General features: G+C 48.6%; 15 protein-coding genes and 1 pseudogene. 6 read left to right on the top strand and 10 right to left on the bottom strand.

Features of this window, described 5'->3' with window-relative positions:
- Window positions 1-11: 11 nt before the first annotated feature.
- Together treB and treR are read right to left on the bottom strand one after the other, a co-directional pair.
- Complete coding sequence (gene treB / locus AB4H76_RS20405) at window positions 12-1,433, bottom strand: PTS trehalose transporter subunit IIBC (protein ID WP_001299664.1); 1,422 nt, start codon at window positions 1,431-1,433, stop codon at window positions 12-14.
- Window positions 1,434-1,551: 118 nt separating this feature from the next.
- Window positions 1,552-2,499, bottom strand: coding sequence for a trehalose operon repressor TreR (treR, locus tag AB4H76_RS20400; RefSeq protein ID WP_001181324.1), 948 nt, complete (start codon window positions 2,497-2,499; stop codon window positions 1,552-1,554).
- Window positions 2,500-2,683: 184 nt separating this feature from the next.
- Here treR and mgtL point away from each other — a divergent pair, with 184 nt between their 5' ends.
- The gene (gene mgtL, locus AB4H76_RS20395) at window positions 2,684-2,737 is read left to right on the top strand and encodes a mgtA regulatory leader peptide MgtL (RefSeq protein WP_001387276.1); all 54 of its coding nucleotides are present in this window, start codon (window positions 2,684-2,686) and stop codon (window positions 2,735-2,737) included.
- 140 nt (window positions 2,738-2,877) lie between these two features.
- A complete protein-coding gene (gene mgtA, locus AB4H76_RS20390; protein ID WP_000471889.1) occupies window positions 2,878-5,574 on the top strand; it encodes a magnesium-translocating P-type ATPase in 2,697 nt (898 codons plus the stop codon).
- Window positions 5,575-5,779: 205 nt separating this feature from the next.
- Here mgtA and ridA read toward each other — a convergent pair whose 3' ends face one another.
- The 6 genes from ridA to bdcA form a co-directional block, all read right to left on the bottom strand.
- Complete coding sequence (gene ridA / locus AB4H76_RS20385) at window positions 5,780-6,166, bottom strand: 2-iminobutanoate/2-iminopropanoate deaminase (protein ID WP_000047539.1); 387 nt, start codon at window positions 6,164-6,166, stop codon at window positions 5,780-5,782.
- Window positions 6,167-6,238: 72 nt separating this feature from the next.
- Complete coding sequence (gene pyrI, locus AB4H76_RS20380; RefSeq protein ID WP_000148581.1) at window positions 6,239-6,700, bottom strand: aspartate carbamoyltransferase regulatory subunit; 462 nt, start codon at window positions 6,698-6,700, stop codon at window positions 6,239-6,241.
- Window positions 6,701-6,712: 12 nt separating this feature from the next.
- Complete coding sequence (pyrB, locus tag AB4H76_RS20375) at window positions 6,713-7,648, bottom strand: aspartate carbamoyltransferase (protein ID WP_000013046.1); 936 nt, start codon at window positions 7,646-7,648, stop codon at window positions 6,713-6,715.
- A 3-nt stretch (window positions 7,649-7,651) separates the two neighbouring features.
- A complete protein-coding gene (pyrL, locus tag AB4H76_RS20370; protein WP_001296693.1) occupies window positions 7,652-7,786 on the bottom strand; it encodes a pyr operon leader peptide in 135 nt (44 codons plus the stop codon).
- A 280-nt stretch (window positions 7,787-8,066) separates the two neighbouring features.
- On the bottom strand, window positions 8,067-8,462 hold the full coding sequence (locus tag AB4H76_RS20365; protein WP_000230281.1) for a RidA family protein: 396 nt from the start codon (window positions 8,460-8,462) through the stop codon (window positions 8,067-8,069).
- A gap of 130 nt (window positions 8,463-8,592) precedes the next feature.
- Window positions 8,593-9,306, bottom strand: coding sequence for an SDR family oxidoreductase (gene bdcA / locus AB4H76_RS20360; protein WP_000500686.1), 714 nt, complete (start codon window positions 9,304-9,306; stop codon window positions 8,593-8,595).
- Between the two features lie 70 nt (window positions 9,307-9,376).
- Between bdcA and AB4H76_RS20355 the strand changes: the two genes are divergently transcribed.
- The 3 genes and pseudogenes from AB4H76_RS20355 (at window position 9,377) to AB4H76_RS20345 (ending at window position 12,280) form a co-directional block, all read left to right on the top strand.
- Window positions 9,377-9,970: a TetR/AcrR family transcriptional regulator gene (locus AB4H76_RS20355; RefSeq protein ID WP_032257108.1), complete on the top strand. Its 594-nt coding sequence runs from the start codon at window positions 9,377-9,379 to the stop codon at window positions 9,968-9,970.
- Window positions 9,971-10,114: 144 nt separating this feature from the next.
- Entirely contained in the window at window positions 10,115-10,567 is a 453-nt protein-coding gene (gene tabA / locus AB4H76_RS20350; protein WP_000583470.1) for a toxin-antitoxin biofilm protein TabA, read from the top strand.
- Between the two features lie 122 nt (window positions 10,568-10,689).
- Window positions 10,690-12,280: pseudogene (locus tag AB4H76_RS20345) on the top strand (DNA-binding protein).
- 71 nt (window positions 12,281-12,351) lie between these two features.
- On the opposite strand, the gene argF reads toward AB4H76_RS20345, so the two are convergent.
- A complete protein-coding gene (argF, locus tag AB4H76_RS20340) occupies window positions 12,352-13,356 on the bottom strand; it encodes an ornithine carbamoyltransferase (protein WP_000086237.1) in 1,005 nt (334 codons plus the stop codon).
- A gap of 161 nt (window positions 13,357-13,517) precedes the next feature.
- On the opposite strand from argF, the gene rraB reads away from it, so the two are divergent.
- Entirely contained in the window at window positions 13,518-13,934 is a 417-nt protein-coding gene (gene rraB / locus AB4H76_RS20335; protein WP_000002953.1) for a ribonuclease E inhibitor RraB, read from the top strand.
- Between the two features lie 45 nt (window positions 13,935-13,979).
- On the opposite strand, the gene AB4H76_RS20330 is transcribed toward rraB, so the two are convergent.
- Window positions 13,980-14,483 (bottom strand): GNAT family N-acetyltransferase, encoded by a 504-nt coding sequence (locus AB4H76_RS20330; RefSeq protein WP_001059422.1) that lies wholly within the window; start codon window positions 14,481-14,483, stop codon window positions 13,980-13,982.
- Window positions 14,484-14,625 lie beyond the last annotated feature (142 nt).

The following is a 14,625-nucleotide window of genomic DNA, read 5'->3' as shown; positions in this document are numbered from 1 at the left end:
CCCGAAGAAAATTAAACAATGTCCAGCGTGCCCAGGCGGTATTTCCGCTGATAGATAAACGAGGTGAGTACAATCGGGATGATGATGGCGATAGCCATTGCCAGCGCAAACACCTGCCAGTAGCTCGGTTGAATCGAGAGAATTCCCGGCAGGCCGCCTACGCCGATACCATTCGCCATAACGCCGTTCAGGCCGCATAGCAATCCTGCCAGACCAGAACCAATCATCGCGCACAGCATCGGGAAGCGATATTTCAGGTTGATGCCGTACATTGCAGGCTCAGTGACCCCAAGCCAGGCGGAGATAGCGGCAGGCACGGAGATCTCGCGCTCATTGTGCTTGCGGCTGGAAATGATAATGCCTATCACGGCGGAGCCCTGAGCGATATTCGACAGCGCAATCAGCGGCCACACTGGCGTGCCACCCATGCTTTGAATCATCTGCAAATCAATAGCAAGGGTGGTCTGGTGTACGCCGGTGATCACCAGCGGCGCGTACAGGAAGCCAAACAATGCCGCACCAATCGGAGCAAAGCTGCCGGTCATCAGGTGACGTACCGCAAAGGCAACGCCATCGCCAATCATGCGACCAAACGGACCAATCAGCGCATGGGCGAGGAACACCGCGAGGATCAGCGAACAGACGGGCACCACCACCAGATAGAGGTAATCCGGTACGATGCGTTTAAGGCGAGTTTCAATAACGCCCAGTGCCAGCCCGGCTAACAGTGCCGGGATCACCTGTGCCTGATAGCCCACTTTGGCGATGCTGAACATGCCAAAGTCCCACACTTCCGGCAGCTGCTGCCCGAGCAGATAAGCGTTCATCAGCTGGGGAGAAACCAGTGTCACGCCAAGCACGATACCAAGGATCGGCGTGCCGCCCATTTTTTTCACCGCTGACCAGCAAATACCGACCGGCAGGTAGAAGAAGATCGCTTCACCGATCAACCACAGAAAATCGTAGATCGTTTGCAGGGAAGGGTACATTTGCGCCAGCGTCTGACCGTTGCTCATGGGCAAATCGCCGATCACATTGCGAAAACCGAGGATCAAACCGCCGCTAATCAACGCGGGCAGCAACGGGAAGAAGATCTCCGCGAAATGAGAGATCAACTGCTCATGCCATTTCATATTCTGCCGGGCGGCTTTTTTTACCTGCTCTTTATCAACCTGCGCCTGTCCGGTTGACGCTATTAGTGCTTGATAGTAATCACCCACGTTGGTGCCAATCACCACCTGAAATTGCCCGGCATTGGTGAAACAGCCTTTCACCATGGGGAGTTGCTCAATTTCTTTCGGTCTGGCATTGGCCGGTTGGTTGAGGACAAAGCGCAGGCGAGTAATACAGTGGCTCACCGTCGCAATATTGCCGCGCCCGCCGACCAGTTCAATCAACCGATCGATATCCGTTTGGTTTATTTTGCTCATCATAAAGCCCCATGGCAGATGACATTTTTGGTTGGCTGCAGAATATATTGCGCGGAAAAATTTAAAAACGGGAACGTTCCCGAAACGCAGCGAAGATCACAATTTATCGTTCAGGAAACGATCAGGACAGGGTGGCGGGGATGATGATTTGTTGCGGTTCGCTGCGCCCGGTTACCTGTGCGATCAACTGGCAGGCCGCCTGGCGTCCAGCTTCGGCGTAACCAGGATCTACGGTGACGATCTCCGGATGAAGGAATTTCATTAATGGCGTATTACCGACGCTCGCCAGTTGCAAGGTGTCGATGCGTTGCTCTTGCAGGTATTTACTTGCGCCAAGTGCCAGCGTGTCGGTTGCGCACAGTAAGGCGGTAGTTTCAGGCGTAATCACTTTTGCTACGTTCTCATAGCCTTGCTTCATAGCAAGGCCTGGCAGAGCGGCAACGGGATGCAGTTTATGCGCTTTGCAGAACGCCAGGTAGGCTTCGTGACGTCGCTTCCCGGTCGTCACGTCACTATGCGGCACGCCGAGATAACTGATATTACGATGCCCCTGGTCATACAGCCGTTGCATCAGGATCTTGATTGCCCCTTCGTCGTCATAACAGACCGAAGCAAAACCTTTTGCGTCACGCGCCAGCAGAACCAGCGATGACTGCCAGTGGGCTAACATTTCTTCTGTTATGCCAGTAAAACCGAACAGCACTACGCCGTCGATATTACGCCGTTTCAGCACCCCCAAATGTTCGGCAACTAATTGCGGGGAAAACTGACTTTCCATCATGATTGGGTCGTAACCTTGTTCATAGAACGCTGGCAGCATGGTTTGAACGGCGAGATTTTCTGACAACGAATCCAGGCGGGTAACAATGATGGCGACCACTTTATCGCTTTGCCCACGCATAGCGCGCGCAGAGCGGGAAGGGGAAAATCCATGCTGATTCATCACTGCTTCAACACGCTCGCGGGTGCGCTGGCTCACGCCGCTTTCGTTATTCAGCACCCGGGAAACTGTAGATTTCCCCACGCCGCTTAAGCGTGCGATGTCTTTGATGGTCAGCCGATTTTGCATCCTGTTGTCCTGTAACGTGTTGTTTAATTATTTGAGCCTAACTTTACCCGTGCATTCAGCAATGGGTAAAGTCTGGTTTATCGTTGGTTTAGTTGCCAGCAGGTATTATATCGCCATAGATGCTACGAATATTATTGGATTCTCCTTATTATTTGCGGCGCTTTATTCACTTACCGGAGGTTATATGGAACCTGATCCCACGCCTCTCCCTCGACGGAGATTAAAACTTTTCCGGTAAGCCCGTCTTTTCACGGCGTTACCGGATGCGTAAGGCCGTGACGTTTTAACGTCCCTGCTCAGCTTTATTACCTTCAGGTAAGGCTTCGCCACGCCTGAAGACATTTCTGTACTGTTTCAGACAGTGCGGAGGGACTCCTTATGTTTAAAGAAATCTTTACCCGGCTCATTCGCCATTTACCTTCCCGTCTGGTTCATCGTGATCCATTGCCTGGCGCGCAGCAGACAGTGAATACGGTGGTCCCGCCGTCCTTAAGTGCGCATTGCCTGAAAATGGCGGTGATGCCCGAAGAAGAATTGTGGAAAACGTTCGACACCCATCCGGAAGGGTTAAATCAGGCGGAAGTGGAATCTGCCCGCGAACAACATGGTGAAAATAAATTACCCGCACAACAACCGTCGCCGTGGTGGGTACATTTATGGGTCTGCTATCGCAACCCATTTAATATTTTACTCACCATTCTCGGCGCTATTTCTTACGCCACGGAAGATTTATTTGCCGCGGGCGTTATCGCGCTAATGGTCGCTATTTCTACGTTGCTGAACTTTATTCAGGAAGCACGTTCCACTAAAGCGGCAGATGCCCTGAAAGCGATGGTCAGCAATACCGCGACGGTGCTGCGCGTAATTAACGACAAAGGCGAAAATGGCTGGCTGGAGATCCCGATCGACCAGCTGGTGCCCGGCGATATTATAAAACTGGCGGCGGGGGATATGATCCCGGCAGATTTACGTATCTTGCAGGCGCGGGATCTGTTCGTCGCTCAGGCGTCGTTAACCGGTGAGTCTCTGCCCGTGGAAAAAGCCGCTACCACTCGCCAGCCGGAGCACAGCAATCCGCTGGAGTGTGACACCCTGTGTTTTATGGGCACCACCGTGGTGAGCGGCACGGCACAAGCAATGGTGATTGCTACAGGAGCCAATACCTGGTTTGGTCAACTGGCGGGGCGTGTTAGTGAGCAGGAAAGCGAGCCGAATGCCTTTCAGCAGGGGATCAGCCGCGTCAGTATGCTGCTGATTCGCTTTATGCTGGTGATGGCTCCGGTGGTGTTGCTTATCAACGGTTACACCAAAGGCGACTGGTGGGAAGCGGCACTGTTTGCGCTTTCGGTCGCGGTAGGCTTAACGCCGGAAATGTTGCCGATGATTGTTACCTCGACGCTGGCGCGCGGCGCAGTAAAGCTGTCGAAACAGAAAGTGATCGTCAAACATCTGGATGCTATTCAGAACTTTGGCGCAATGGATATTCTGTGCACTGATAAAACTGGCACCCTGACACAGGACAAAATTGTGCTGGAGAATCATACCGATATCTCCGGTAAAACCAGCGAACGCGTGCTGCATAGCGCGTGGTTGAACAGTCATTATCAGACCGGACTTAAAAACCTGCTCGATACAGCGGTGCTCGAAGGTACGGATGAAGAGTCAGCGCGCTCGCTGGCCAGTCGTTGGCAAAAAATTGATGAGATTCCGTTTGATTTCGAGCGTCGTCGGATGTCGGTGGTAGTGGCAGAAAATACCGAGCACCATCAGCTGGTTTGCAAAGGTGCATTGCAGGAAATCCTCAATGTGTGTTCGCAGGTGCGTCACAATGGCGAGATTGTGCCGCTCGATGACATTATGCTGCGTAAGATTAAGCGGGTTACTGATACGCTGAATCGTCAGGGGCTGCGCGTGGTTGCGGTGGCGACGAAATACCTGCCAGCGCGTGAAGGAGATTACCAGCGGGCGGATGAATCCGACCTGATCCTCGAAGGATATATTGCTTTCCTTGATCCGCCAAAAGAGACAACCGCTCCGGCACTGAAGGCATTAAAAGCGAGTGGAATCACCGTAAAAATCCTTACTGGCGACAGTGAGTTAGTTGCAGCGAAAGTGTGCCATGAAGTGGGGCTGGACGCGGGAGAGGTGGTCATTGGTAGTGATATTGAAACGCTATCTGACGACGAACTGGCAAATCTCGCACAGCGCACCACGCTGTTTGCCCGCCTGACGCCGATGCATAAAGAACGCATTGTGACCTTACTGAAGCGCGAAGGGCATGTGGTTGGCTTTATGGGCGATGGTATTAATGATGCGCCCGCCTTACGCGCTGCGGATATCGGCATTTCTGTGGACGGCGCGGTAGATATTGCCCGTGAAGCGGCTGATATCATCCTGCTGGAAAAAAGCCTGATGGTGCTGGAAGAGGGGGTTATTGAAGGACGTCGCACTTTCGCCAACATGCTGAAATACATCAAAATGACGGCGAGCTCCAACTTCGGTAATGTGTTCAGCGTGCTGGTGGCGAGTGCTTTCTTGCCCTTCCTGCCGATGTTGCCGTTACACTTGCTTATTCAGAACCTGCTGTATGATGTGTCACAGGTGGCGATCCCGTTTGATAACGTCGACGACGAGCAAATTCAAAAGCCGCAGCGTTGGAATCCGGCGGATCTGGGGCGCTTTATGATCTTCTTCGGACCGATCAGCTCGATCTTCGATATTCTGACGTTTTGCCTGATGTGGTGGGTATTCCATGCCAACACGCCGGAAACGCAAACGCTGTTCCAGTCGGGATGGTTTGTGGTGGGCTTACTGTCGCAAACGCTGATTGTGCATATGATCCGCACCCGCCGTGTGCCGTTTATTCAGAGCTGTGCATCGTGGCCGTTAATGATCATGACCGTGATCGTGATGATTGTCGGGATCGCATTGCCGTTTTCACCGCTGGCCAGTTATCTGCAGCTGCAGGCGCTGCCGTTAAGCTATTTCCCGTGGCTGGTTGCGATTCTGGCAGGGTATATGACATTAACTCAGTTGGTGAAAGGATTTTATAGCCGTCGTTACGGCTGGCAGTAAAGAATAAACTGGGCACGATAGCCCCGATTCAGATTGCAGACAAAGTAAGCTTTGTTCATGCCGGATGCGGCGTAAATGCCTTATCCGGCCAACAAATTCAATAAATTGCAGGAATCACGTAGGCCTGATAAGCGTAGCGCATCAGGCGATTTTGCGTTTGTCATCAGACTTAATCCGGGCATGATAGCCCGGATTTCCATCAAGATTAGCGACGAACAGCGATCGCTTCGATCTCAATCTTCACGTCTTTCGGCAGACGGGCAACTTCAACGCAAGAACGTGCCGGGAAGGTGGCATTGTGTTCGGTGAAGAAGGCTTCGTAGGTAGCATTAACGGTTGCGAAGTCGTTCAGATCTTTCACAAACACGGTGGTTTTAACGATGTCGCCCACTTTCAGGCCTGCGGCTTCGACGATCGCTTTTACGTTATCCAGCGACTGACGTGCCTGTGCAGCGACGTCTGCCGGTACTTCGCCCGTTTTCGGATTTACCGGGATCTGGCCGGAGGTGATGATCATATTGCCCAGATCAACGCCCTGTACGTAAGGACCGATAGCTGCCGGTGCATTTTCCGTCGCGATAGTTTTGCTCATGATTTCTCCTTTATTACAGCGGTAAAAAGTCTGGCTCATTATAGGGAGCCAGACTTTTATTACCAACCGCAATTAATTGGCCAGCACCACATTATGGGAAAACTCTTTTTCACAGTATTTGCATTTGAGCGCGATGTCATTGGCGCGTTTTCGCACGGCAAAGCTGGAAGAAACCGGTTCGGCATGGCTGATACAGTTGCTGTTCGGGCAGACCAGCACATTGTCGATGCGCTCTGGCAGACTGGGGCGCGATTTACCCACCACTTCATAGTTGTCGATACGGTTAACCGTGGCTTGCGGCGCATACAATGCCAGTTGATCTACCTGATCTTCACTCAAAAAGGTATTTTCGATTTTGATCAGATCTTTGCGGCCCATCTCGCCAGAAGGCAAGTTCAGACCGATGGTGATGCGCTGATCCGTTTCGGTCAGCTTGAACAGACTCAACAGCTTAAAACCGATCTGGGCGGGGATATGGTCAATTACCGTGCCGCGTTTAATAGCTTCAACCTGCAATTTATTATCGTGTGTCATCTCTATTTCCCCTTACAGTACCAGATCGCGATTCAGAACCAGTGCCAGTAACGCCTGGCGAGCGAAAATCCCGTTGCCTGCCTGCTGGAAGTACCAGGCGTGTGGCGTTTTATCAACATCCGTCGCAATCTCATCAACACGCGGCAGCGGATGCAGCACTTTCATATTGGCTTTGGCGTTGTGGAGATCGCTGGCGCGAAGAACAAACTGCGCTTTCACGTTGGCGTACTCGGACGGGTCCAGACGCTCTTTTTGCACGCGGGTCATGTACAGGATGTCTACTTCCGCCATCACTTCTTCAATAGAGCTGTGCAGACTCCATGCGATCCCTTTTTCATCGAGCATATCCAGAATGTATTGCGGCATTGCCAGCGCGTCCGGCGCGATGAAGTAAAAACGGTTGCCGTCGAACTTCGCTAACGCCTGAGTCAGGGAGTGAACGGTGCGGCCATATTTCAGGTCACCAACCATTGCGACGTGGAGATTGTCCAGACGCCCCTGGGTTTCCTGAATAGTGAATAAGTCCAGCAAGGTTTGCGTCGGATGTTGGTTGGAGCCATCACCGGCATTCAGTACCGGTACATTGCCGGAAAACTCGGTGGCCAGGCGCGCCGCACCTTCCTGCGGATGACGCATCACTATCGCATCGACGTAAGTGCTGATAACCGAAATGGTATCGGCCAGCGTTTCGCCCTTTTTACCCAGTGATGTATTGGCGCTGTCGGAGAAGCCCACCACGCTGGCACCCAGGCGGTGCATAGATGTTTCGAAAGAGAGGCGGGTACGGGTAGAGGCTTCGAAGAAACAGCTGGCAATGACTTTGTGCTTCAACAGCTCTGGTTGCGGGTTTGCTTTCAGTTTCGCCGCTGTCGCCAGCACCAGATTAAGGTCATCGCGACTAAGGTCGTTTATGGAAATGATATGTTTCTGATATAGCGGATTAGCCATCTTTTATCTCCTGACGCCTGGGCAAAAAAAAGCCCCTCGATTGAGGGGCTGGGAATGGGTGATCAACGGGAAAAAAAACGGCAGGCCAGCGTCTTTTTTCAGACGCGGTAAGACAAAATGTCGAACACACTGAACCATACATCCTCCCGGCAAATTGTCCGGCATTATACTCATCGTCAGAAGCGGTGCAAGCATTTGATGCAATATTTTGTCAGCGCAAACGGTTTATTTGAATTAAAAGTCAAGGTATATGCATTTTTATTTGATGTGATTCTGCAGGGGAACTGTCCTTCGGTATCAATAATTGCAGACATTCCCTGCTTTTTCCTTTTTCACTTTCACGCAATCAGATATGCATTTTATTCCATTCATCCGACTTATAGGGCGGAGTGTGAAAGCGAACGGCTAACACTATTGCTTACTGCTCAGGGATGCGCGCTATCACTTTAATTTCAAAATCAAAGCCTGCCAGCCATGTAACACCCACCGCCGTCCAGTTTGGATAAGGTGGGGCGCTAAATATTTCATTTTTCACTGTCATGATGTCTTCAAATTGGTTTTCTGGATCGGTATGGAAGCTCGTAACATCAATGATATCGTCAAAAGTGCATCCCGCAGCTGCCAGGGTCGCATGCAAATTATCAAATGCCAGTCTGACTTGTTGCTGAAAATCGGGTTCTGGTGTTCCGTCCTCTCGACTTCCTACTTGCCCGGAAACAAACAGCAAATCGCCGGAACGAATAGCCGCAGAATAACGATGCTCAGCATACAGTGAATGTCGGCCAGCAGGGAAAACAGCGGTTCTTTCTACCATTTGGTTATCCTCAAGATTTACGACATGAACAGAAGATTTCTCTTTACCGGGAGCCGCTTTTAGCGGACGACGTGAGTAAACAAAACCCAGACATCATGGATAATGGCTGGGCTTAATTGAGCGTAGTCGGTTATGCGCCAAACGCGCCATCAATGGTATGCATCGCGCCGGTAACAAAACTGGCTTCTGGCCCTGCTAACCATGCGACCATACCAGCGACCTCTTCCGGTTGCCCATGTCTTTTGATGGCCATAAAACTATGCAACATATCGCGCATTGGCCCGTTGGCGGGATTAGCATCGGTATCAATTGGCCCTGGCTGGACGACGTTGATGGTGATCCCACGCGGTCCAAAATCACGGGCCAGCCCGCGCGCCATGCCTTGCAGGGCAGATTTGCTGGCGGCATAAGCAGCCATGCCTGCAACAGGCATACGATCGCCATTCACGGAGCCGATGATTAAGATGCGCCCGCCTTCGGGCATCTGCCGGGCGGCTTCAACAGAGGCATGATAAGGAGCATGAATATTGATTTTGAAAAGGCGATCAATATCGTCGGCATTTAATTCCAGGGCATCGCCAAAGACGCCAATACCTGCATTTACTACCAGAATATCCAATGCGCCACTCTTACGAACGACATCAATGACAGCGTCTCTGTCAGCACTATCTGTGAATACTGCTGTCGCTCCAGTCTCTTGTGCCAGGTGTTCAGCGGCATCTTTCGACCCCGCATAGGTGAATCGTACATTGGCCCCATCGGTGACGAAACGACGTACGATAGCGGCACCGATTCCACGGCTGCCACCGAGGATGAGAACTGTCTTACCTGTAAAAGCGCCCATAAGGACTCCTTGATTTATTATGTAACATGCATTACAAAACTGTTTTAACTTTCTGTCAACAAGTTTTGTAATGGTCACTAAAAAACAATCTCGCGTTCCAGGTCGTCCCAGACGTTTCGCTCCTGAGCAGGCAGTCTCTGCGGCAAAAGTGCTTTTTCACCAAAAAGGTTTCGATGCTGTCAGTGTTGCTGAAGTTACTGATTATATTGGTATTAACCCCCCGAGCCTCTACGCGGCTTTTGGCAGTAAAGCTGGTTTATTTAGCCGTGTACTCAATGAATATGTCGGTACGGAAGCTATTCCGCTTGCCGATATTCTTCGTGATGATCGTCCGGTAGGCGAGTGCCTGGTTGAGGTATTAAAAGAAGCGGCGCGCAGATATAGCCAAAACGGCGGCTGCGCTGGCTGTATGGTTCTTGAAGGTATTCATAGTCATGATCCACAAGCGCGTGATATTGCCGTTCAATATTATCACGCCGCAGAAACGACCATTTATGACTATATCGCCAGGCGGCATCCACAAAGCGCACAATGTCTGACTGATTTTATGAGTACCGTGATGTCAGGGCTTTCTGCGAAGGCACGGGAGGGGCACTCCATCGAACAACTTTGTGCAACAGCTGTACTGGCGGGGGAAGCGATAAAAACTATTCTCGAGGAGTGATGCTGACCTTGACCCGAAAGGCGGGAACGCGCCTGCCGATAAGTTGTGATAAGACAATAATTCACGCGTTAAGGCTAGCGGAATTGATCATCTTTTCGTATAACGATAGAAATGAAACATTGTTTTAATTAAGGAGTGGAAAAGATGATCATCGGAAATATTCATAATCTTCAGCCGTGGCTACCCCAAGAGTTACGCCAGGCGATTGAGCATATCAAAGCGCACGTTACGGCAGAAACGCCAAAGGGTAAGCACGATATCGAAGGCAATCGTCTGTTTTATCTTATCTCGGAAGATATGACCGAGCCGTACGAAGCCCGCCGTGCGGAGTACCATGCCCGCTATCTCGACATTCAGATTGTGTTAAAAGGTCAGGAAGGCATGACCTTCAGCACGCAACCTGCAGGCACGCCGGATACCGACTGGTTAGCTGATAAAGACATCGCATTTTTGCCGGAAGGCGTTGATGAGAAAACAGTTATCCTTAATGAAGGTGATTTTGTTGTGTTTTATCCGGGGGAAGTGCATAAACCGCTGTGCGCAGTGGGCGCGCCAGCCCAGGTTCGCAAAGCAGTAGTGAAGATGCTGATGGCGTGATGACTTTTCGCCGTAAATAACTCCAGGTTTACGGCGAGTTTGTGAAAAGAGCGTTTTTTGATATTTTTTTGTGAGTAGAATTTGTAATGCTTAGACGTTCTTATTAACTCAAGGAGTCCGTCATGAGCAAAATATCAGATTTGAATTATTCTCAACACATTACATTAGCCGACAATTTTAAACAAAAAAGTGAAGTTTTAAATACCTGGCGTGTTGGAATGAATAATTTTGCCCGAATTGCCGAGGGGCAGGATAACACAAGAAATATCCTTGATTCTAAGACATTTTTGGAGTTTTTGGTAAAAATATTTACCCTGGGTTATGTGGATTTTAGCAAACGCTCCAACGAAGCGGGTAGAAATATGATGGCTCATATTGAGTCCTCATCTTATATCAAAAATAATGATGGCAGTGAAATAATGCAGTTTGTTATGAATAATCCTGAAGGTGAGCGAGCGGATTCACCCAAGGTGATTATAGAAATTTCACTTTCCACTATCACTACTATGGGGACTCGTCAAGGACATACAGTCATTATATTTCCACAACCTGATGGTTCGACTAATCGTTATGAAGGGAAGTCCTTTGAAAGAAAAGATGAGAGTTCATTACACCTGATTACTAACAAGATTCTGGCGTGTTACCAACGCGAAGCTAACAAGGAAATAGCTCGTCTATTAAATATTCCGCAGGAGTTAAATAATTCTCAGGACTTGAATAACTCGCAGGTGAGTTGTAAAGATTCAGTTGATTCTACGATTACGGATTTATTAGAAAAACCATTGAATAATGCATTATTAGCAATAAGGAAAGAACATCTGCTATTAATGCCTTATGTATGTAATGAATCGATTTCATACTTGCTTGGTGAAAAAGGGATACTGAAAGAAATAGATGACCTTAACGCAGTAAATAATTATCTTCTTAATAATAAGAAAGCTACTGACAATGAAATTAATGACATCAAAGTTAACCTGTCTCATATTCTTATTGATTCCTTAGATGATGCAAAAGTTAACCTTACACCGGTCATTGATTCGATTCTGGAGACTTTTTTAAAATTCCCATATATTAATGATGTAAGAATACTGGATTGGTGTTTTAATAAAAGAATGCAATATTTTGGTGATTCTGAAAAGATAAAGTATGCATGCTCCGTGATAAATCATATTGATTTTAGCCGCGATCAATCTAAAGATTTTAGCTGCGATCAATCTAAAATTAAAATAGCTGAGACCTTATTTTTCAATCTCGATAAAGAACACTATAAAAATAGCCGTAAATTACAGGAATTGATTTGGGATAAGTTGGTTGCATATGTCAATGATTTTAACTTAAGCAATCAAGAAAAATCACGCTTAATACTAAGGTTATTTGATGATGTTAAGTTGCTATTTAATGAAGTGCCTGTCAGCATTTTAGTAAATGATATTTTTTTTTGAAGGATTTTTTCATGAAGCAACCTGATTTTGCTAAGTGGTATTTCTATCAATTACTTAAAGATTATGAGGGAGAACAGCTGTATCTTAATGAGTTAGGATATGTTTATGGTAATGAAGAAAAAACAAATGAAATTGTAAAAAACAATCCGGGTTATGTCGTTAAGATTTTTGAAGAAAAGATGGTTAATGAATTAAAAATTAGAACAAGAATGATGAAAATCCTCCGGAAGATTTACGTATAGCAATAGAAAAATATGGATGGAATAATTGAACTATTACTGCATAAAATAATGTGATGCCGGGATGTTTTTGTATTTTCCGGCATCTTTATAGCGATATCAATTATTTACTGAGCGTCGCGACCATCACCGCTTTGATGGTATGCATGCGGTTTTCCGCCTGATCAAAAACAATGCTGGCGGCAGATTCGAAGACCTCATCAGTCACTTCCATTCCGCCATGTAGGCCAAACTCTTCCGCCATTTTCTTACCAAGCGTCGTCTGGTCGTCATGAAACGCGGGCAGGCAGTGGAGGAATTTGACCTCCGGGTTACCGGTCAACTGCATCATCTTGCTGTTCACCTGATAATCACGCAGTAATGCAATCCGTTCTGCCCATTTCTCTTTTGCTTCCCCCATCGACACCCATACATCGGTATAGATAAAGTCAGCACCTTCAACTCCTTTGGCTACATCTTCCGTCAGCGTAATATTCCCGCCATTTTGCTGTGCCAGGGCGCGGCATTCCGTAACCAGCGCAGCTTCCGGCCAGCATGCCTGTGGCGCGACCAGACGCAAATCCAGACCGGTAAGCGCCGCAGCTTCGAGCATCGAATTGCCCATGTTGTTACGTGCGTCACCTGCATAGACCAGCGTCATTTCGTTGAATGCTTTACCGGGTAAATGCTCCTGCATGGTGAGGAGATCCGCCAGCAACTGCGTGGGGTGAAACTCATTGGTCAGGCCGTTCCATACCGGCACGCCAGCGTATTCCGCCAGTGTTTCGACAATCTCCTGACCATAGCCGCGATACTGAATACCGTCATACATGCGACCCAGCACGCGGGCAGTGTCTTTAATCGACTCTTTATGACCAATCTGACTGCCGCTTGGGCCGAGATAAGTAACGCGAGCACCCTGGTCATATGCGGCAACTTCGAAAGAGCATCGGGTACGGGTCGAGTCTTTTTCGAAGATGAGCGCGATGTTTTTACCAGTGAGTTTGGCTTCTTCTTTGCCGCTTTTCTTATCGGCTTTCAGTTTCGCGGCTAACTGCAGCAGGCTGTTGAGTTCAGCTGGCGTGAAATCGAGTAATTTCAGGAAATGCTTATGATAAAACCTGGACATAGATCCCTCCTGTGGCTAACGCCTCAATGAATTAAAATTCAATTTATATGGATGATTATTCATTTGCAAGTCTAAAGCATAAATCTTTGTCACAAAGGTGGAGGCAATGTCAGTGGTGTGTGACAATAAGAGTATCGGCAGGACATTAAGAGGAATGAGCCATGGCAAACCCGGAACAACTGGAAGAACAGCGTGAAGAAACACGTTTGATTATTGAAGAATTACTGGAAGATGGCAGCGATCCGGACGCGCTGTACACCATCGAACACCATCTTTCCGCAGACGATCTGGAAACCCTGGAAAAAGCAGCAGTTGAAGCGTTTAAACTCGGTTACGAAGTGACCGATCCAGAAGAGCTGGAAGTTGAAGATGGTGATATCGTGATTTGCTGCGACATCCTCAGCGAGTGCGCGTTGAATGCCGATCTGATCGATGCCCAGGTTGAACAACTGATGACGCTGGCGGAGAAATTTGACGTTGAGTACGACGGTTGGGGCACTTACTTTGAAGATCCTAACGGCGAAGACGGCGACGATGAAGATTTTGTCGATGAAGACGATGACGGGGTTCGCCACTAATTAATTGATTAAAATGCCCGATAGCACACACTAGCGGGCATTTTTTTAGAGTTCGCGTAGCATCCGCACTTCACAATCTACATGGCCCGTGCAGCCAAGTGCATAGTCGATATGTTGAAAACCTAAATGTTCATACAAACCAATCGCTTCTTTCAAAAAAGCGGTCGTTTCCAGATAGCAGCGTTTGAAGCCCATCTCTCGTGCCTGCTCCATCGCCATTAAGGCCAGTTTTTTCGCCAGCCCTTTACCGCGAATAGCCGGAAGAAAATACATCTTCTGCAGTTCGCAAATGTCCGACTCACTCCCGGTTAATGGCGCAATCCCACCGCCGCCGACCACTTCACCATCGTACTCAACCACCCAATATGCATGACCCGGCTGACTATACACTTGATACAACTCGTCCAGGTTCGGATCGGCGACGGTGTAGCCTTTATCAGCGGTAAGACCGTATTCGGCGGATACCTGACGAATGACGCGGGCGATGGCGGGATTATCCTGCTGCGTCAGGCGACGCATTACAGGTGATTGCGGCGCAATGTTATTCATAGTTTAACCCAATAAAAATAAAGTAATTATACATTTGTTTAATACCACTCTCTTCTTACGTGCGCAAGCGACTTATAAAGTAATAAAGTTTTTGCCAGCCTATTACTGATAAGAGTATTGTAACGTGGCAGAACATTTTACT

The organism is Escherichia sp. UTM R2 (assembly GCF_048593455.1).
Classification (GTDB): domain Bacteria; phylum Pseudomonadota; class Gammaproteobacteria; order Enterobacterales; family Enterobacteriaceae; genus Escherichia; species Escherichia coli.
This window is presented reverse-complemented; position numbering and strand designations above follow the sequence as displayed.